Below are 18,162 nucleotides of genomic sequence, written 5' to 3' on the forward strand. Positions count from 1 at the left end.
GTGCGCTCACTGCGTTCGCGCACCTCTCCTCGAAAAATCTGGGCCAAAAAACCGGACGCTCTACTCGCTTCGCTCGATCGCGTCCGGAAAAACGACTCGCGCCGATGGCGCCCGTCGTATGATTACTGGTAGTCGACTTCGCCTTCGCCTTCCCCGATCCAGGCGTCCCGGTCGGGTTCGCGCGAGTTCAGCGGGTCGATGTCTTTGTACCACGGCACCGACTTGAGCTGCTCCTTGTTGTACACCAGGTCGTCCTTTGTGTCGCCCGTGAACTCGAAGTTCTGGGTCAGCAGGATCGCGTCGACGGGGCAGACCTCCTCGCACAGCCGGCAGTAGATACACTGGCCGATGTGGAGGTTGTACTGCTCGCCGTTGCGCTGCTCGTCGGTGACGATCTGGATCGTGTCGTTCGGGCAGACGTTCTCGCACTGCCGACACCAGATGCACCGCTCCTGGCTGAACTTGTGGACGCCGCGGAACCGCGGCGACACTTCGGGCGCTTCTTCGGGGTACTCGACGGTGAACGTGTTGCCGTCGAGCGCGTGCTTCATCGTCGTCGCCATCGATTTGAGGAGTCCGATCATAGCGTTAGCACCCCCACGATTACGGCCGTGAGCACCAGATTAGCGAACGAAAGGACCAGCAGGCCCTTCCAGCCGATCTCGATGAGCTGATCGATGCGGACCCGCGGAATCGCCGACCGCGCCCACTGGGTGAACAGGAACACGGCCCACATCTTGATCAGCATCCACACCAGTCCGGGCAGCACCGGTCCGGCGGGGCCGCCGAGGAAGACGACCGCGACGATGGCGCCGCCCAGGAAGATGTGGACGAACTCGCCGAGGTAGATCAGCACGAAGTAGATCGAGGAGTACTCCGTCTGATAGCCGGCGACGATCTCCGTCGGCGCCTCGGGCGTGTCGAACGGGTTCCGCCCGACTTCCGCGAGGTTCGCCGTCAGGAACAGCACGAACGCGAACGGGTTGACGAACGCGTACCACGACGGGATCGAGATGCCGGCGATCGTGACGAGCGTCTCGGTCTGGGCCGCGACGATCGTGCTCATCTGGAGCGACTCCGAGAAGATGACCACCGACGCCGCGGTGACGATCAGCGGGATCTCGTAGGCGATGTTCTGCGCGACCGCGCGCAGCCCGCCCAGCAGCGAGTACTTGTTGTTCGAGGCGTAGCCGCACATCACCAGGCCGACGCTCGCGATCGAGGCGATCGCGAACACGAACACCAGCCCGATCTCGGGGTCGGCGATCTGGAAGTTGATGCCGCCCAGCGTGCCGAAGGGGATCACCGCGAAGGCGAACAGCGCCGAGAACGCGATGAGGATCGGCCCGATGTCGTAGGCCGGGCGATCGGCGCCCTCGGGGACGATCAGCTCCTTGGACATCAGCCGAACCGCGTCGGCCACGATGATCAGCAGGCCGAACGGGCCGTGGCGGTTCACGGCGATGCGGTCGGTGAACGCGGCGGTGATCTTCCGCTTGGCCCACGGGCCGGCGAGCGCGGCGTTGGTCAGCATCAGCGTCGCGATCAGCGCCGAGGCGATGATGCCGGCGACGAACGTCCCGGCGCCGCCGTAGGCGTCGAGGCCGAGCCAGTTCGCCAGCTGCTCGGGCATCATCGCCGACTGGAGCGGCGCCGTCATCGGTCCACCTCCCCGAGCACGATGTCGAGGCTACCCAGCGAGGCGATCAGGTCGGCGATGTACTCGCCCTCGGACATCTCCGGCAGCGTCTGCAGGTTCGAGAAGCAGGGGCTGCGGATCTTGAATCGGCCGGGCTTGTCGGTGCCGTCCGATCGGATGTAGATGCCGAGTTCGCCCTTCGCGCCCTCGACCGCGCGGTAGATCTCGGTGTCGGGGTCGGGCTTGATCGTCCGCGGGACGTTGCTCTGGATGTTGCGCTCCTCCTCGGGCCAGTCCTCGAGCAGATCCACGCACTGGTCGATGATCTTCGCGGACTCCTCGACCTCGCGCATGCGGACGAGCAGGCGCGAGAAGTTGTCGCAGCCGTCCTCGACGACGACGTCCCAGTCGAGCTCGTCGTAGTAGCCGTAGGGGTCGTCCCGTCGAAGGTCGTAGTCGACGCCCGAGCCCCGAGCGACGGGGCCGGTCGCGCCGTACTGCTTCGCTTCCTCGGGCTCCAGAACGCCGGTGTCGATCGTCCGGGCCTGCAGAATCTCGTTGTTGGTGAGCAGGTTGTGGAACTCCTCGGAGGCTTCGGGCAGCCCGTTCGTGAAGTCGCGGGTCTTCTCGAAGAACTCCTCGCGGGGTTCCGGCAGGTCCCAGGCGACACCGCCGAGCCGGAAGTAGTTGAACATCAGGCGCTGGCCCGTCAGATCCTCGAGGATGTTCTGGGCCTTCTCGCGCTCTCGGATCGCGTACATGAACGTCGCGGTGAAGTCGCCGTTGATGTCGAGCGCGAACGTCGCGAGCGCGAGCAGGTGCGAGGCGATCCGACAGAGCTCGGCGCCCATCGTCCGGATGATCTGGGCGTACTCGGGAACGTCGAGATCCGCGAGGTCCTCGGCCGTGCGCGCGTAGGCCCACTCGTTGAGCAGCCCCGCCGAGATGTAGTCCCAGCGGTCGGGGTAGGGCATGATCTGGTGGCGGTAGGTGCCCTGCTGGCACATCTGCTCCTCGCAGCGGTGCAGATAGCCGATGTCCGGATCGACGTCGAGCACCTGCTCGCCGTCGAGCACCGTCTTCAGGTGGAGGACGCCGTGGGTCGCGGGGTGGTGGGGACCGATGTTGAGGAACATCGTGTCGGTCCCGTCGTCGTCGTTCTCGACCTTGTGATCGTCCTGCAGCGGGTTGGCGTGCTCGGTCAGCGAGACGACCTGCGGCTTGGTCTGGTCGTAGTCGCCGCCCAGCGGGTGGCCCGTCCAGGTTTCGGGTAGGAGGATCCGCCGGAGATCGGGATTGTCCTCGTACTCGATGCCGACGAGGTCGTAGGCTTCGCGCTCGTGCCACTCCGCCGTCCGAAAGACGGGCTCGGCGCTCTCGCTGACCGGCTCGTCCGTCGGCGTCGGGACGATGACGTTGACCTCCTGGGTCGGATCGTCGTACTTCTTGAGGTGATAAATCGACTCGTAGCGGTCCTCGTACTGCTGTGCGGTGACGTTCGAGAGGTGATCGAAGCCGGCCTCGTGGCGCAGCGTCGAGAGCACGTCCTGGACGTCGTCCGGCCGGATAACGAACCCGCCGGCGTTGATGTGATCCTCGCGCTCCAGAACCCTCTCGCCGAGCAGCGCTTCGAGCTCGTCGTAGTCGACCTCGCCCTCGTCGACGCCGACTTCGGGCGTGTCGGGGAGCTCCGACCGACTCATGGTGAATCAGCCCAGTTGTACCGCATCACGAGCTCTTCTTCGTCGATCTGGTCGGCCAGCTCGTCGACGATCTCGTCGCGCGGGAGATCGCCGAACTGCTCTAACTCGTAGGGTTTGACGGTGACCGGCGCCGACTCGCCGTTGGCGACGCGCTCCTGGAGCTTGACGACGCCGTAGATAAGCGCCTCGGGCCGGGGCGGACAGCCCGGGATCTGGATGTCGACCGGGATGACCTCCTCGGCCCCCTTGACGACGTTGTACCCCTCCTGGAACGGACCGCCGGAGATCGTACACGAGCCCATGCCGACGACGAACTTGGGCTCGGGCATCTGGTCGTAGACGCGCTTCATGCGCGGGGCGAACTTCGAGACGATGGTCCCCGGAACGATGATCACGTCGGCCTGGCGCGGCGACGCTCGCGGGACGCCGGAGCCGAAGCGGTCGAGGTCGTGCTTGACCGCGTAGGTGTGCATCATCTCGATGCTGCAGCAGGCGATCCCGAACTGCAGCATGAACATCGAGGAGCCCCGCACCCAGTTCATGAAGGAGTCGAACTTCGTGAGGATGAACGGAGACGCCCCCATCGCCTCGCGGAGCTTCGAGTTGAACCGATCGTCCGCCTCCGACCCCATCCGCGCCTCGCGGGTCTCTGTTAGCGGGTCTGTACTCCCGGTAATCGCTTCCCGTGGTGTGTCGCTACTCATTGTTCAATCTTCCGTGACCGGTCTTCGACCCGCGTGCTGCGGGCCCACTTGACTGCGCCGTTGCGCCAGGCCCAGACGAGGCCGACGACGAGGATGCCGACGAACACCAGCATCGGGACGAGGGCGCGCGCGAGTCCGACCTGCTCGATCGCGGACTGGTAGACGACCGTCCAGGGGAGGATGAGCACGGTCTCGACGTCGAAGACGACAAACAGGAGCGCGACCATGTAGTACTGGATGTTAAATCGGATGCGCGTCCCCCCTGTCGGGATCTCGCCGCTCTCGTAGGTGGCGCGTTTACTGTCTTCGGGCACGCTGGGTCGCAGCAGCCACGATACCGCCAGCATACTGAGCGGTACCAGCACGGCCACCAGCGCCAGCGCGCCGACTGCTATCCATGACATACGATGTTCTCCGTGACGTCCGGAGCTTAGGAACGCACCCATATAAGGGTTGATTCTTCCGTTTCCGCCCGCCAGCGCGGCGTCGGCCGGTTCTGCGGCCGGCCGAGCCGAGTCGACCGCCGGCGGAGGAGACTGCCCCGGAACCGGCTACTCCCGACGCTCGCGGAACGCCGGCGTCCCGAGTTCGTGGAGCTCCCGCGAGACGACGCCGACGTCGTCCTGCAGCCCCTCGTGGTACTCGACGAGCCGCTCCCGAACCTCCTCGTGCTCGCGCGCGAGGATCTGGGCGGCCGACAGCGCCGCGTTGAACGACTTCCCGGCGTCGACGGCCGTCAGCGGCGCGCCCTGGGGCATCCCGATCACCGAGTCGACCGACTTCTCCTGGACGGGGACGCCGATCACCGGGAGCGGGTAGGCGATCGAGGCCGTCATGTTCGGCAGGTCGGCGGACTTCCCGCCCGCGCCGGCGATGATCACGTCGATCCCGCGATCGGCGGCGGTCTCGCCGTAGGCGTACATCAGCTCCGGCGTTCGGTGGGCCGACACGACGAACGTCTCGAACGTAAATCGGCTCTCGGGCGGCTCCTCGTAGTCGGTCTGTTCCTCGAAGCCGAGCTCGTCGACGAACGCGTCGTACGCGCCGCCCCGGCCCTCCTCGCTGCCCATCATCACGTCGAGGTCGGAGTCGCTGCCCATGATGATCCCGACGTCCGGCGTCGTCTCGGGGTCGCGATCCTGTTCGGCCTGCGCTCGGAGCTCGTCGATTAACGCCTCGACCTCCTCGGATCCGGTCATACGGGAGAGAACGGACAACCGGTCAATGTACGTTTTGGGTTCGACTCGTCGTCGTTGCGTCGGAGAACGTTCCGGGACTCCGCCCGCTCAGCAGTCCGGCGACAGCGACGCCCCCTCGACGACCGCCGACTCGCCGGCGCCTATCGGCTCCGGCGTGACGCTGACGCTGCCGTCGCCGCGGACCGTCACGCCACAGCCCGCGTACGTGAACTCCACCTCGGGACCGTCTGCGCCGTCGCGGTCGTACAGCGCCTCGAGCGCGTCGGGATCGACCGCATCGTACAGCGGCGGGAGATCGAGCGGGTCGGCTCCGGCAACGTCTGTGGTCGACTCGACGATCCGTTCGGTGAGGCTGGCTGCGTCGGCGTCCGCGTCGTCGGGGGAAACGTTGAGTGTCACGAACCATCGTACACGGTTGTCCGGGAAGGGCGTTGCACCTACATCTACACCCCCGCCAATCGAACGAGGCTATTCATCTAGGGTCGGAGTCGCAGCGACGCCGAAAACGGCCGCGACGAATCAGCTCTCGTCCACGAACGTCGCCGCATCCCGGAGTTCCCGAGCGCGCGCGAGGAGGTCGTCGACGGACGCGCCCTCGTCGCTGGTTCCGGACGATCCATCGTCGCCGGTCAGCGTGACGTGGCCCATCTTCCGCAGCGGCCGGACATCGCGCTTGCCGTACCAGTGCAGGCCGGCACGCGGCGTACCGAGTACTTCGTCGACGCCACGAAGCTGGGCGGGCTGCGTTTCCTCGACGTCGCCCAGCAGGTTCGTCATCACCGTCGGCGAGCGCTGCGCGGTCGATCCCAGCGGCCGCCCGGTCACCGCGCGAACGTGCTGTTCGAACTGGGAGGCGACTGCCCCCTCGATCGTCCAGTGCCCGGAGTTGTGCGGGCGCGGCGCGATCTCGTTGACCAGGATTTCGTCGTCGGGGCCCTGGAACAGCTCGATGCCGTAGACGCCCCGACCGTCCATCAGTTCGAGGACGTCCGTCGCGACTTCGTGGGCTCGCTGCCGGACCGCCTCGTCGGCGCGCGCGGGCACGATCGTTTCTCGGAGGATCTCCTCGCGGTGGACGTTCTCGCCGGCCGGGAACGTCGCGACCTCGTCGTCGCCCTTGACGCCGATCACCGACAGCTCGCGCTCGTAGTCGACGAACGCCTCGACCATCGCCGCGCCACCGATCTCGTCGAGCACGGCCTCGGCGTCATCTGGCGACTCGATCGGCGCGTTCCCGCGGCCGTCGTACCCGCCCTCGCGGGCTTTCACCATCGCCGGCGTCCCCAGCTCGTCGAGGGCGTCGCGCAGCTCGTCGGCGTCGTCGACAGCGCGGTACTCGGGCACCGGGACCCCCACCTCTGCCAGCGCGTCCTTCTGGACGAGCTTGTCCTGAATCGTCCGGAGCGTGTCGGGCGAGGGGTGGACCGGAACGCCGGTTTCCTCTCGCACGCGGTCCAGCAGGTCCGGATCGGCCAGTTCGATCTCGAACGTGAGGAAGTCGGCGCGCTCGGCCAGTTCGCGAACGGCGTCGGCGTCGTCGAACTCGCCGACGATCTGGTCGCGACACACCGGCGCGGCCGGACAGTCCGGCGTGGGATCGAGGACGACCAGCTCGACGCCGAGCGGGCCGGCCGCCTCCGCGAGCATCCGTCCGAGCTGTCCGCCGCCGACGACGCCCAGCGTCGGGCCGGGCGTGGAGAGTGGGGTCGCCATATAGAAACAGGATTTCGTTCACCCCCGCTTAAGAATTGCCAACCTCGGGCGATCGTTTCGGTCGGCATCCGTCCCGAACGTCCGAAGAACTCGTTCCTCAGCTATCAACTATATATAATAACCTAACGGTCATGTGTATTTCCGAGCAGCTTTATATGATACTTTTGTCTCACAGCGTATGCTGGGGAAGGTTCGTCAACTCGTACCGCGGATCGTCAGGCGCAGTTACGCCGCGAAGTTCGGCATCACGCTGTTGATACTGGGACTTCTCGTGGGGGGAATCGGAATTACGGCGACGCAGGCGATCGAATCAGGCGTCGCGGAGAACACCAACGACGACTACGCCACGATGGCCGGCCAAGAGGCGAGCGCGGTCGAGTCCTGGAACGACAAGCAGCGCCTCGTTGCGGGCATGATGAGCGAGTCCGGGGTCGTCCAGAGCGGCAATACGACGCAGATCGGGCCGTATCTGAACCAGTGGCAGAGCCAGCTCAACGGTCGGAGCGACGGACCCCGCGGCGATTACGCGTACGCGATCCACTACGTCGACGTCGAGGAGGGGATGGTTCTGAACAGCACGGCCGGGTACGCCGGCGAATCTGTTTCTGCACTGGCGCTGCCGGAGGACGATCGGGCGGTTCTGACCGGTGATCCGCCGACCGAGGAGACCTACACGACCAGTCCGTACAAGATCGGCGCGGAGGACGTCTCTGGCACCCCGGCCGTTTCCTACGTCCGGCAGGTCGCGGGTGATCCCAGCCACGCGATTCTCTATACCGCCGACCTCTCCTCGTACTCGGCGAACTTCCAGAGCGCCGGTAGCACTACGACGACGATGGTGGTCGACGAGAACGACCGGGTGGTGTTCGACGACAGCTACTTCGGCGCCGAAAACCAGCTGTTCCTCGAACCGTACGACGGCAACGGCGACCTCACCGCCGCCGCGAGGGCGGCCGGTTCCGGGGACCCGCAGGCCCAGCGGATCGACGCGAACCCGCAGGGAGCGCTCGCGAACGGCGTCTACGGCTTCCCCGCCGAGTCCTACGTCGTCGGCGCCGCGCAGGTCGAGGGGACCGACTGGGTCGTCCTCGTTCACGAACCGGTCAGTCAGGCCTACGGCTTCGTCAACGCGGTCTCGACGTACGGCGTCTGGATCACGGGCGCCGTCGTTCTGCTGATCGGGCTCGTCGGCGCGGTGCTCGGTCGGAACACCGCGGTCGCGATCGACCGGCTCACCTCGAAGACCGAGGAGATGGAGGACGGCAACCTCGACGTCGACTTCGAGACTCACCGCATCGACAGCATCGGCCGACTGTACGACGGGTTCGCCAACATGCGCGACGCGCTGCGCGAGCAGATCCGCGAGGCCCAGGGCGCCCGGAGGGAAGCGGAAACCGCCCGCGAGGAGACCGAGCGGATGAACGAGCACCTCGAAACCAAGGCCGAGGAGTACCAGCAGGTCATGAAATCTGCCGCCGCCGGCGATCTGACCGCCCGAATGGACCCAGAGAGCGACAACGAGTCGATGGCCCAGATCGGCCGCACGTTCAACGACATGCTCGCCGAACTGGAGGCGACGACCGACCGGCTGAAGGCGTTCGCCGGCGAGGTCGCGACCGCCAGCGAGCAGGTGACCGCCTCCAGCGAGGAGGTCCGTTCGGCCAGCGAGCAAGTGTCCGAGTCGATCCAGGAGATTTCGGACGGCGCCGAGCGCCAGAACGAGTCGCTCCAGGCCGTCTCCCAGGAGATGGACGGGCTCTCGACGACGACCGAGCAGATCGCCGCCTCCTCGAACGAAGTCGCCGATCTCGCGGCTCGAACCGCCCAGACGGGCCAGGAGGGCCGCGAGGCGGCCCAGCAGGCGATCGAGGGGATGAACTCGATCGAGGCCGAGAGCGAGGACGCCGTCGCGGAGATCGAGCAGCTCCAGGAGGAGGTCGCCCAGATCGACGAGCTCCTGGAGTTCATCACCGAGGTCGCCGAGCAGACCAACATGCTCGCGCTCAACGCCAACATCGAGGCCTCCCGTTCGGACAGCGGCGAGTCCGGCGAAGGGTTCGCCGTCGTCGCCGAGGAGGTCAAGGAACTGGCTGCCGACACGAAAGACGCCGCCGAGGACATCGAGGATCGCCTCGACCGCATCAAGTCCCAGACCGACACCACCGCCGAAGAAGTTCGCCGGACGTCCAGCGAGATCACCGAGCACACCGACTCCGTGCGCGAGGCCGCCGACGCGCTCGAGGAGATCGCCGGCTACGCCCAGGAGACCAACGACGGCGTCCAGGAGATCTCGGCCGCGACCGAACAGCAGGCCGCCTCCACGCAGGAAGTCGTCGCGATGGTCGACGAGGCCGCGACGATCAGCGAGGAGACGACCGCCGAAGCCGAGAACGTCGCCGCCGCCGCCGAGGAACAGACTACCGCGATGACCGAGGTGTCCGGCTCCGCGGCGTCGCTCTCACAGCAGGCCGCCCAGCTCTCCGAGGCGCTCGACCGGTTCGACACCGACGTCGACGCGGGCGCTGATCGAAGCGCGCTCCCCGGCGACGGCCGATCCGACAGCGGAACCCCGGAGGAAGAACTCGACGCGCTGACTGACGAAGCGACGCGTGACCAAGAGATTCCGGACGAAGCGAGTCCCGACGGCGACGAAACGGCGAGCGCTCCTGCGGACGTTGAGTCGGAACGGTCGGACGACGATCAGTCCGAGGACGCGTTCACGTTCGGCTCTGCTGCATCCGAGTCGGAGGAAAAGTAGTCCTGCCGCCCCGTGCCGAACGGGTTCACTCTCGACGGTAGATCCGAAGTCGGCCGTCGAGGATGGTGAACTCCGACTTGAGGCCCGGCGGGATCGTCTCGGCCTTCCCGATGACGAGGTAGCCGCCGGGGCGCAGCGAGTCGGCGATCGTCTGTAAGATCGACTGCTTGTACTCGTTGTCGATGTAGATGAAGAGGTTCCGGCAGATCACCAGATCGAAGCCGGATTTCGGGTCGCCGTTGATCAGGTCGTGGCGTTCGAACGCGACCATCTCCTTGACCGGATCGCGGATCGCGAAGCGATCGCCGCTCTGGTCGACGTAGCGGTGGTAGTTCGAGAGAAACGTCAGCTGCTCGCCGACGTCGATGGTACGGGTGCTCTCGTAGACGCCCTCGTTGGCGTCGTCCAGCGCCGCCCGGTTGATGTCGGTCGCCAGGATCGAGAGCCGGTCGCCCGCCGTGCGCGGGTCGTCGAGCCCGAGCATCGCCAGCGAGTAGGGCTCGCGGCCGTCCGCGCAGGCGGCGCTCCAGGCGTGGATGCGCTCGCAGTCCTCCGAGAGACTCCGAAGGACCGACCGGATCCCCTCCCAGACGTCGGGGTTCCGGAAGAACCCGGTGACGTTGATCGAGAGCGTGTCGAGCAGTTCTTGCCCCTCGTCGGGGTCGTCGCGAAGGATGTCGAGGTACTCGGCGTAGTCGCCCGCGCCCGTGCGTCGCATCCGCGAGGAGAAGCGTCGCTGCAGGTAGCTGTCGTTGTAGTGGCTGGTGGCGAAGCCGAGGTTCTCCTCGACGTGGGCCGTCAGCCGATCGAACGCGTCGTCGTCGCTCACAGTTCCCTGACTTCCTGGTCGCCGTCGGCGGTTTTGATCGAGAAGGAACCGGTGTCGGTCTCGAACACGACCGTCCGGCCCCGCTGACCGCCGACCTCCTCGGCGACGATCGGCACGCCGAGCTTGTCGAGCTCCTCGCGGGCGGCGACGATGTTGCGCTGGCCGACGCCGTCGCCGAAGCTCTCGAAGTCGAACATGTCGCTGCCGCCCGCGACCTTGGCCTGGACGTCGGTGTAGCTCGCGCCCTTCTCGACCATCTGGCGCAGCATCGCGCGGACGGCCGTGTCGGCGAACTTGCCCGGCTTGTCCTCGCTGGCGTCGTTGGCGTCGCCGTCGGGCAGCATGATGTGGGCGAGCCCGCCGACGCCCGAATCCTCGTCGTACAGCGCGACCGCCAGACAGGATCCCAGCCCGTAGGACTTGAGCGTCTGGCCGCTGTCGCTGACGACGAACTCGGAGATGCCGACGCGGATCGGATCCGGGTCGGGCGCGCCCGGTTCGCTCCCGTAGGTTTTCATGTGTCAGTTTCGACCTCTTCGATGCTGGCCTTGGTCGGCGCCTCCTCGATGCGGTCCATCGGCAGGTCGTTGATCGCGCGTTCGAGATCGGCCTCGTCGGGGATCGCGTAGATGTTGCAGTCGAACTCCCGGTCGGCGGCCTGCACGACCGTGTCGAACACGAACGCGAACTCCTGGTTCTCGCCGAGTTGGATCACGACCGGGTCGATCACGGCCGCGCCCATGTCGTGGATGTACTCGGGCGGCGAGTGATCGATCGTCGTGTCGAGCACGTTGGCCCACCCGTCCAGGAAGCCGCTGGCCATGATGTTGCCCAGCTCCTTGATCGCGCTCTGGCCCATCTCGCCGAACTCGTCGTCCGGTTCGTTGGGAACCATCGCGCGCACGATCTCCCGGGCGGAGGACTCGTCGAACAGGAAGAGCAGGTAGCCGCTGGGCGTCCCGTCGAACTCGAAGGCGACGCCGACGAGCTGCTCGTCGTCGATCTCCTCGGGGAGCGCCTCCAGCGGGACGAAGTTGAGCCGCCGGATCTCGACGCTGGTGTCGATGCCGGTCAGCATCGTGACGTTGTTGGCCACCTCGTCGGCGCCCCGCTGGGCGAGCCGGTCGAAGCCGGCGAGCTTGTCGTACTCGATGCCGGACTCGCCGTCGGCGCCCTGGCGTTCGAGCACGTCGGCCATCGCGTCGTGCTCGGGGAACAGGTAGTACCGAAACTTGATCTCCGTGTCGATCGCCTCGATCTGGCTCTGGAACAGCAGCGCCAGGTCGTCGGCGCCCGGCGTCGTGTCGATGTCTGTGAGGAACGCCTCGGCGGTGTCGCCCTCGACGAACTCCGGCGTCGCGACGTCGATCGCGGTGCCGAGCACGTCCGCCCAGCCGTCGATAAAGCCGCTGTTCATGATCTGGCCGACCTCGGTGATCGTGCTCCGGTTCATCTCGTCGAACTCGTCGTCGGGACCCTCGGGCAGCGTCGGCGCGTCGTCGATCGTCGGCTGCAAGGTCTCGACGAGTCTGATCGCGCTCGCGCGATCGAAGACGATGACGGCGTGGCCGCCCAGCCCGCCCGACAGCTCGACGCGCACGCCGACCTTCTTGGTCTCGTCGGCGAGCTCCGCGCGGATGTCCGAGCCGCGCATGAAGTTGAGCTTCGTGACGCCGACGCGGGTGTCGACGCCGGTCAGGCGCGTGAGCCGGCCGGCCGCGAGCCCCGCGCCCTCCTGGGCCATCTGGTAGAACGTTCCGAGTGCGTTAACATCTAGTTTCATACATCACCTAAGCGTAGGAGGTCTCGATGCTGTTGACCATCTCGACGAACTCCTGGAGGTCCGGAAACGCGTAGATCTCGGCCTCGATCTCGTAGCTGGGCACGTTCAGGCTGGAGTCGAAGAACAGCGCCAGATCCTCCTCGCCGAGCCCGGCCGTCCGGCCGACGATCTCGGCGGCCGGCGCGTACACGAGCTGGGGCGTCGCGATGTCGATCGTCGTGCCGAGCACGTCGGCCCAGCCGTCGATGAAGCCGCTGGCCATCATGTTGCCCAGCTCCTCGACGGCGCTGCGGGCCATCTCGCCCGACACCGAGGACATGTCGTCGACCATGTCGTTGAGCATCAGCGCCGTGATCTTCTTGGCGCTCTGTTCGGGGAACAGGATGAGGATGTGCCCGTGGGGCGGCTCCATCAGCCGGACCCGGACGCCGACGCGCTTGCCGTCGTCGAGCTGGGCCGTCAGATCCTCGACGTCGATGAAGTTCGTCTTCGTCACCTCCATCTTGGCGTCCTCGCCGGTCAGCTTGCTCATGTTGTCGGCGACGCCGTTCGTGCCGACTTTCGCCATCTCGTTGATGAAGCTCAACTTCCGTATGTCGACCATCAGACTCATTGTATCACCATCATAGTGTTTCCACGTCCAGGATGTTCACGACGTCTCCCTCGCCCAGCACGGTCGCCCCGCTGAGGCCCGGGATGTCCCCGAGGAAGCCTTCAAACGGTTTGACCACGACCTCCTGCTGTCCGCTGATCCGATCGCAGTGGAGCGCAACCGGGCGGACGTCGTCGCGAACTTTCACCGTCATGCCGTCGCCGTTCCGGCCCCGCTCGGGCGTCTCCAGGGCGTCGGCGAGCCGGATCAGCGGGTAGCTCTCCTCGCCCCGCGAGATCACCTCGCGGCCGTCTTCCGTCGAGACCGACCCCGAGGGGCCGATCTCCTCGACGACCTTGATCGGGATGCCGTACTCCTCGCCGCCGGACTCGACGAACAGGACGTCGGCGATCGCAACCGAGATCGGAACCCGGAGCGTCACCGTCGTCCCCTCGCCGACGTCGCTGTCGACCGACACCGAGCCGTCGAGCTCCTCGACGGTCCGAGCGACGACGTCCATCCCGACGCCGCGGCCGCTGACGTCGGTGACCTCCTCGCTCGTCGAGAAGCCCGAGTGGAACACGAGGTCGTACACCTCCTCGTCGTCCATCTCTAAGAGCTCCTCGTACTCCGCGATGCCCTGCTCGACGGCCTCGTCGCGGATCGCGTCGACGTCGAGCCCGCGCCCGTCGTCGGCGATCTCGATGACGACCTCGTCGCGCTCGCGCCGCGCGCGGAGTTCGATCGTGCCCTCGGGATCCTTGCCCGCCGCTTCGCGCTCCTCGGGGGGCTCGATCCCGTGGTCGATCGCGTTCCGGACCAGGTGCATCAGCGGGTCGCCGATGTCGTTGAGGATCGAGCGGTCGAGCTCGACGTCCTCGCCGTCCATCTCCAGGGCGACCTGCTTGTCCTGGTCGCGCGAGAGGTCCCGGACGAGCCGGGGGAGCTTGTTGGCGACGGTCTTGAGCGGGACGAGCCGCACGTCCATCACCGTGTCTTGCATCTCGGAGGTGATCGTCTCCAGCTCGTCGACCTCGCCCTCGATCACGGTCCGGGGCTCGTCGGCCTCGACGGCCCGCCGGAGGCGGGCGCGGGTCGTGACCAGCTCCTCGACGAGGTTCATCAGGTCGTCGACCTGGTCGACGTCGACCCGGATCGACTGGATCTCGTCGGCGCTGACGCCGGTGCCGGCGGCGGCCGACGGCGCGGAGTCCGCGTCCGCCTCGTCGGTCCCGTCTGCCGCGCCGGCGTCGGTCGCCGTCGGGCCGGTTGACGCCGTTGCCGCAGCGTCGTCCGCGTCGGCATCGGCAGCAGTTCCGGCTTCGGCGTCGGCCTCGCCGGTGTCGATTTCATCGGACGCGGTTCCGGCGTCACCCGCCGCCGGTTCGGTGACCGACGATTCGGCGTCCGCCGGTTTCGCTTCGCTGGCGTCCGCGTCTTCGGGTTCGTCGGTTTCAGCGTCCGTCCCGTCGTCCTGCGACAGGGCGTCGGCACCGAACGACGTGGTCTCGACCGACGGTTCGTCGTCCGCGTCCTCCTCGTCGGAGTCGTCCAACCCCATCGAGAGGTCTAGCTCGTCGGCCGATCCGAACTCCTCGTCCTCGTCGGGGCCGTCGGGGTCGCTGAAGTCGATGTCCTCGAACTGCCCCGCGTCGCTGAGCTCGACGTCGTCGCCGTCCGCGGTGTCGCCGTCGTCGGTAGCGTCGTCGGGACCCGCGGCTGCGACGGGCTGGCTGTCGTCGTCGTCGCTGCCGAAGGGATCGTCCAGTTCGAGGTCCGGGCCGTCCTCGCCGACCTCGTCGCCGGTCGTCTCCGACTCGCCGAACGAGATGTCGTCGAGTTCGTCGTCGGTCGCGCCCTCATCTTCGGGCTCGCTTGCATTCTCCTCGTCCGATTCGGACGCGGAGGCGTCGAGCGCGCCGTCGAGGGCGTCGCCGATGTCGGTCGCCGTCGCGTCGTCGGACGCCGATTCGTCGGCGGCCGTCTCTGGGTCTGCGGACGAGTGTTCGTCCACGGCATCCCCGGACGCGTCGCCGGGAACCGGTTCGTCGTCGGCGTCCGCACTCGCGGACACCTCGTCCAGTTCCGGTTCGTTATCGGCGTCCGCAGACGGCTCGTCGGCGAACGGGTCGTCCGCGAACGGATCGTCTTCGACGCCCGCGGCGTCGGCATCGTCCACGTCGCCCTCGACAAGTTCGTCGACCGACGGTTCGTCGGTCGCCGGTTCGTCCTCGGATTCGTCCGAATCCTCGCCGATCAGCTCGCCGACCGACGGTTCGTCCGCGTCGCCGGCGCCGAAGGGGTCTTCCGCGACCTCGCCGGAGGCGAACGGGTCGTCGCCGCCGAGCTCGTCTTCGTCGAGCAGCTCGTCGAAGCCGACCTCGTCGTCGTCGAGTTCCTCGAACTCCAGCTCGGCGAGTTCGTCCTGGAGCTCGTCGAAGCCGACCGGGTCGACCTCCTGTTTGAGCTCCTGGAACGTGTCCGACGCGTCGCCCTCGCCGGCGTCGTCTGCCGTCGCATCGTCTGCGCCAGCGTCGTCCGCTGCAGCACCGTCCGCGGTCGCCTCGGCGTCGCCGGGATCGACCTCGTCGGGCGAGGGCGCGTCGACGTCGACGTCGCCGACTTCGACGTCGTCGAACGTCCCCGCGTCGCCCAGATCGTCGAACCCTTCGACGTCGTCGACCTGCTCGACCATCTCGTCCAAGTCGTCGTACTCGCTGAACTCGTCGAGCAGGTCGTCGACCTCCATGTCGTCGGGGTCGACGTCCTCGGCGGGCTCCTCGACGGCCGTCTCGTCGGACGCCGCCTCGGCCGCGGCGTCCTCGCGGTCGAGGCGATCGGTCACGTCGGCGATGATCGCGCCCTCGACTGCGTCGACGGGATCGAGCGCGGCCGATATCGAGCCCTCATCGACGGCGCTGGCGAACACGGCGTCGAAGCTGCCGCCGTAATCGCCGGCCGCGATCTCGTCCGCTTCGGGGGCGGTTCCCAGGAGGTCGAACGCGTCCTCCAGCGCCTCGACGACGAGCATCCCCTGGGATTCGAGCTCCTCGGAGACGTCGAGCCGGACGTGAAAGAGGTTGTGCGAGCCGTCGGACGGGGCGTTCGCGGCCTCGACGAGCTCGTCGATCTCGCGGTCGCTGGGCTCGGTCAACCCTTCGGCCGCCGCGAGCTCCTCGCGGAGCCGTTCGATCGTGTCTGCCGGATCGGTCCGGGGCTCGCCGTGCTCGGGCACCTCGTCGATCATCGCCTCGAGCTCGTCGACGCCCTCGAAGATGCGATCCATCAGCTCCGGCGACACTTCCAGCTTGCCGGAGCGCACGGCGTCGAGCAGGTCTTCCAGCGCGTGGGCCAGATCGCTCGCGTCGGTAAAGCCCATCGCCCCGCAGTTGCCTTTCAGCGTGTGGGCCGTCCGGAAGATCCGCTCCATCGCCTCGTCGTCGTCGGGATCCCGCTCCAGCGCGAGCAGCGCGTTGTTCAGCTCCGTTATGTTCTCCTCGCTCTCCTGAACGAACTCCCTGACGTACTCATCCATGCGTTTCCACCTCCGTCGAAAGGGCGTCTCCGATGCCCGCGGCGATCTCGTCGGCCGGCAACACGTGGTCGACGGCGCCCGTCGCGATCGCCTGGCGCGGGATGCCGAACACGGGGCTCGTCTCGCTGTTCTGGGCGATCGTCGTGCCGCCGGCGGCCTTGATCGCGCTGATGCCGGCCGCGCCGTCCTTGCCCATGCCGGTCAGCGCGACGCCGACCAGCGGCGGGTCGACCAGCTCGGCGGCCGACTCCATCGTCACGTCGATCGCCGGGCGGACACCGTGAACGCGCTCGTCGTCGGTCAGCCGCACGCGCAGTCCGCGATCCGAGGCGTGGGCGATTTCCATGTGCCGGTCGCCGGGGGCGATCAGCACCTCGCCGCCCGTGATCCGGTCGCCGTCGCTGGCTTCGCGGACGTCGTACTCGCACAGCGCGTCGAGTCGCGCCGCGAGCCGGTCGGTGAACTCCGCGGGCATGTGCTGGACGACGAGCACGCGGGCGTCGAGCTCGATCGGGAGATCGTACAGGATCCCCTCGACGATCTTCGGGCCGCCCGTCGAGGCCCCGACGACGATCGTGGGGTGCTCGCTGAACTCCCTGTCGGCGGGATCGGATCCCGCGTCGGGAGCGTCGGGCGCGCTCGGGTCGGACGGGGCCGTCGTGGCCTCGCCCGCCGAGCGGGTGTCGGCCGTGGCGGCTCCCGGCCGTCGGTCCGCCGCGCGGGCCTCGCTGGCCGACGCGCGGTGGGCCGCCGCCGCGGCCCGCGAGGGCGCCAGCGACGAGACGTCGGCGTCCGCGACGGCGTCGACGGTCTCGACCAGGCGGTCTTTCAGCCCGGCGATGTCGGTCGACACCTCCCCGCTCGGTTTCGCGAGGAAGTCGACGGCGCCCCGCGAGAGCGCTTCCAGCGTCTCCTCGGCGCCCTCGCGCGTGTGCGCGCTCAGCATGATTATTCGCGTCGGGTTCGTCGCCATGATCTCGCTGACGGCCTCGATGCCGTCCATCTCGGGCATCTGGACGTCCATCGTGACGACGTCGGGATCGTGCTTCCGGACGGCCTCGACCGCCCGCCGGCCGTCGCTCGCGCGATGCACGTCGTAGCCGTGCTCGGCCAGGACGTTGCCGATGACGGTCCGCATGAACTGCGAGTCATCGACAACGAGTACGCTCGTCATGCCGGGACGACGTCCTTGAGCGCCTTGCGGACGCTCGGCTCCTCGAACGGCTTCGTCACGTAGCCGTCTGCGCCGGCCTTGACGGCGAGTTTCATCTTCTCGCGCTGGCCGACGCTCGTGCACATGATGACCCGCGAGTCCGGGTCGAGTTTCTTTATCGCAGCCGTCGCCTTGATGCCGTTACACTTCGGCATCACGATGTCCATCATCACGATGTCCGGCTGCTGCTCTTTGTACAACTTGACCGCTTCAGCTCCGTTGGACGCCTCCCCTACGATGTCGTAGTCCTCCTCCAGAATCTGCCGTAGGAGATTCCGCATAAAATGAGAGTCGTCCACGATGAGCACCCCTGTCGACATTCAGTTGTTACACCAACCACCGCTTGGCGAAACGGGACCATAAATGCTGTCTCTACATTATCACATACGATAACCGAAAGGATCCGGTCGATCCGCCGTCGCTGGCGCCGGAAACGCCGAGCATCGCGCTCCCGGCTTGCCGGACGGGCAGCATCGCTCGCCGGGAGTCACGCG

Annotated in this window: 16 protein-coding genes; 1 reads left to right on the top strand and 15 read right to left on the bottom strand. The window is 67.2% G+C overall.

Annotated features, from left to right (window positions below; translation table 11 throughout):
- Positions 1-122 precede the first annotated feature (122 nt).
- The 8 genes from ABDZ81_RS00300 to ABDZ81_RS00335 all read right to left on the bottom strand — a co-directional run bounded on the left by ABDZ81_RS00300 (position 123) and on the right by ABDZ81_RS00335 (position 6,958).
- The gene (locus ABDZ81_RS00300) at positions 123-584 is read right to left on the bottom strand and encodes a NuoI/complex I 23 kDa subunit family protein (protein WP_256392373.1); all 462 of its coding nucleotides are present in this window, start codon (positions 582-584) and stop codon (positions 123-125) included.
- Positions 581-1,660 carry a complex I subunit 1/NuoH family protein gene (locus ABDZ81_RS00305; RefSeq protein ID WP_343771803.1) on the bottom strand — a complete coding sequence of 360 codons (1,080 nt, stop codon included), beginning with the start codon at positions 1,658-1,660 and terminating at the stop codon, positions 581-583. Before ABDZ81_RS00305 ends, ABDZ81_RS00300 begins: the two co-directional genes overlap by 4 nt.
- Positions 1,657-3,342 carry an NADH-quinone oxidoreductase subunit D gene (locus ABDZ81_RS00310; RefSeq protein WP_343771804.1) on the bottom strand — a complete coding sequence of 562 codons (1,686 nt, stop codon included), beginning with the start codon at positions 3,340-3,342 and terminating at the stop codon, positions 1,657-1,659. Before ABDZ81_RS00310 ends, ABDZ81_RS00305 begins: the two co-directional genes overlap by 4 nt.
- Complete coding sequence (locus tag ABDZ81_RS00315; protein ID WP_343771805.1) at positions 3,339-4,046, bottom strand: NADH-quinone oxidoreductase subunit B; 708 nt, start codon at positions 4,044-4,046, stop codon at positions 3,339-3,341. The genes ABDZ81_RS00310 and ABDZ81_RS00315 overlap by 4 nt, the downstream gene beginning before the upstream one ends.
- Positions 4,043-4,450, bottom strand: coding sequence for an NADH-quinone oxidoreductase subunit A (locus tag ABDZ81_RS00320; protein WP_343771806.1), 408 nt, complete (start codon positions 4,448-4,450; stop codon positions 4,043-4,045). The genes ABDZ81_RS00315 and ABDZ81_RS00320 overlap by 4 nt, the downstream gene beginning before the upstream one ends.
- Before the next feature lie 147 nt (positions 4,451-4,597).
- Complete coding sequence (locus ABDZ81_RS00325) at positions 4,598-5,245, bottom strand: AIR carboxylase family protein (RefSeq protein WP_343771807.1); 648 nt, start codon at positions 5,243-5,245, stop codon at positions 4,598-4,600.
- Positions 5,246-5,332: 87 nt separating this feature from the next.
- Complete coding sequence (ddfA, locus tag ABDZ81_RS00330) at positions 5,333-5,644, bottom strand: DdfA family disk-determining factor (protein ID WP_343771808.1); 312 nt, start codon at positions 5,642-5,644, stop codon at positions 5,333-5,335.
- Between the two features lie 120 nt (positions 5,645-5,764).
- On the bottom strand, positions 5,765-6,958 hold the full coding sequence (locus ABDZ81_RS00335; RefSeq protein ID WP_343771809.1) for a 5-(carboxyamino)imidazole ribonucleotide synthase: 1,194 nt from the start codon (positions 6,956-6,958) through the stop codon (positions 5,765-5,767).
- A gap of 178 nt (positions 6,959-7,136) precedes the next feature.
- On the opposite strand from ABDZ81_RS00335, the gene ABDZ81_RS00340 reads away from it, so the two are divergent.
- The gene (locus ABDZ81_RS00340; RefSeq protein WP_343771810.1) at positions 7,137-9,716 is read left to right on the top strand and encodes a methyl-accepting chemotaxis protein; all 2,580 of its coding nucleotides are present in this window, start codon (positions 7,137-7,139) and stop codon (positions 9,714-9,716) included.
- A 25-nt stretch (positions 9,717-9,741) separates the two neighbouring features.
- Here ABDZ81_RS00340 and ABDZ81_RS00345 read toward each other — a convergent pair whose 3' ends face one another.
- Genes ABDZ81_RS00345 through cheY form a run of 7 tightly spaced genes read right to left on the bottom strand, consistent with a single transcriptional unit; the run spans position 9,742 to position 17,988 of the window.
- Complete coding sequence (locus ABDZ81_RS00345; protein WP_343771811.1) at positions 9,742-10,545, bottom strand: CheR family methyltransferase; 804 nt, start codon at positions 10,543-10,545, stop codon at positions 9,742-9,744.
- Positions 10,542-11,063: a chemotaxis protein CheD gene (locus ABDZ81_RS00350; RefSeq protein WP_343771812.1), complete on the bottom strand. Its 522-nt coding sequence runs from the start codon at positions 11,061-11,063 to the stop codon at positions 10,542-10,544. Before ABDZ81_RS00350 ends, ABDZ81_RS00345 begins: the two co-directional genes overlap by 4 nt.
- Complete coding sequence (locus tag ABDZ81_RS00355) at positions 11,060-12,328, bottom strand: chemotaxis protein CheC (RefSeq protein ID WP_343771814.1); 1,269 nt, start codon at positions 12,326-12,328, stop codon at positions 11,060-11,062. The genes ABDZ81_RS00350 and ABDZ81_RS00355 overlap by 4 nt, the downstream gene beginning before the upstream one ends.
- A gap of 7 nt (positions 12,329-12,335) precedes the next feature.
- Positions 12,336-12,941 carry a chemotaxis protein CheC gene (locus ABDZ81_RS00360; RefSeq protein ID WP_343771815.1) on the bottom strand — a complete coding sequence of 202 codons (606 nt, stop codon included), beginning with the start codon at positions 12,939-12,941 and terminating at the stop codon, positions 12,336-12,338.
- A gap of 10 nt (positions 12,942-12,951) precedes the next feature.
- Complete coding sequence (locus ABDZ81_RS00365; RefSeq protein ID WP_343771816.1) at positions 12,952-16,455, bottom strand: Hpt domain-containing protein; 3,504 nt, start codon at positions 16,453-16,455, stop codon at positions 12,952-12,954.
- Positions 16,448-17,629 carry a chemotaxis-specific protein-glutamate methyltransferase CheB gene (cheB, locus tag ABDZ81_RS00370; protein WP_343771817.1) on the bottom strand — a complete coding sequence of 394 codons (1,182 nt, stop codon included), beginning with the start codon at positions 17,627-17,629 and terminating at the stop codon, positions 16,448-16,450. The genes ABDZ81_RS00365 and cheB overlap by 8 nt, the downstream gene beginning before the upstream one ends.
- Positions 17,626-17,988 carry a chemotaxis protein CheY gene (gene cheY / locus ABDZ81_RS00375; RefSeq protein WP_097009074.1) on the bottom strand — a complete coding sequence of 121 codons (363 nt, stop codon included), beginning with the start codon at positions 17,986-17,988 and terminating at the stop codon, positions 17,626-17,628. Before cheY ends, cheB begins: the two co-directional genes overlap by 4 nt.
- Positions 17,989-18,162: the final 174 nt, after the last annotated feature.

The sequence above is a fragment of the Natronoarchaeum mannanilyticum genome, from assembly GCF_039522665.1.
In the GTDB taxonomy this organism is placed as follows: domain Archaea; phylum Halobacteriota; class Halobacteria; order Halobacteriales; family Natronoarchaeaceae; genus Natronoarchaeum; species Natronoarchaeum mannanilyticum.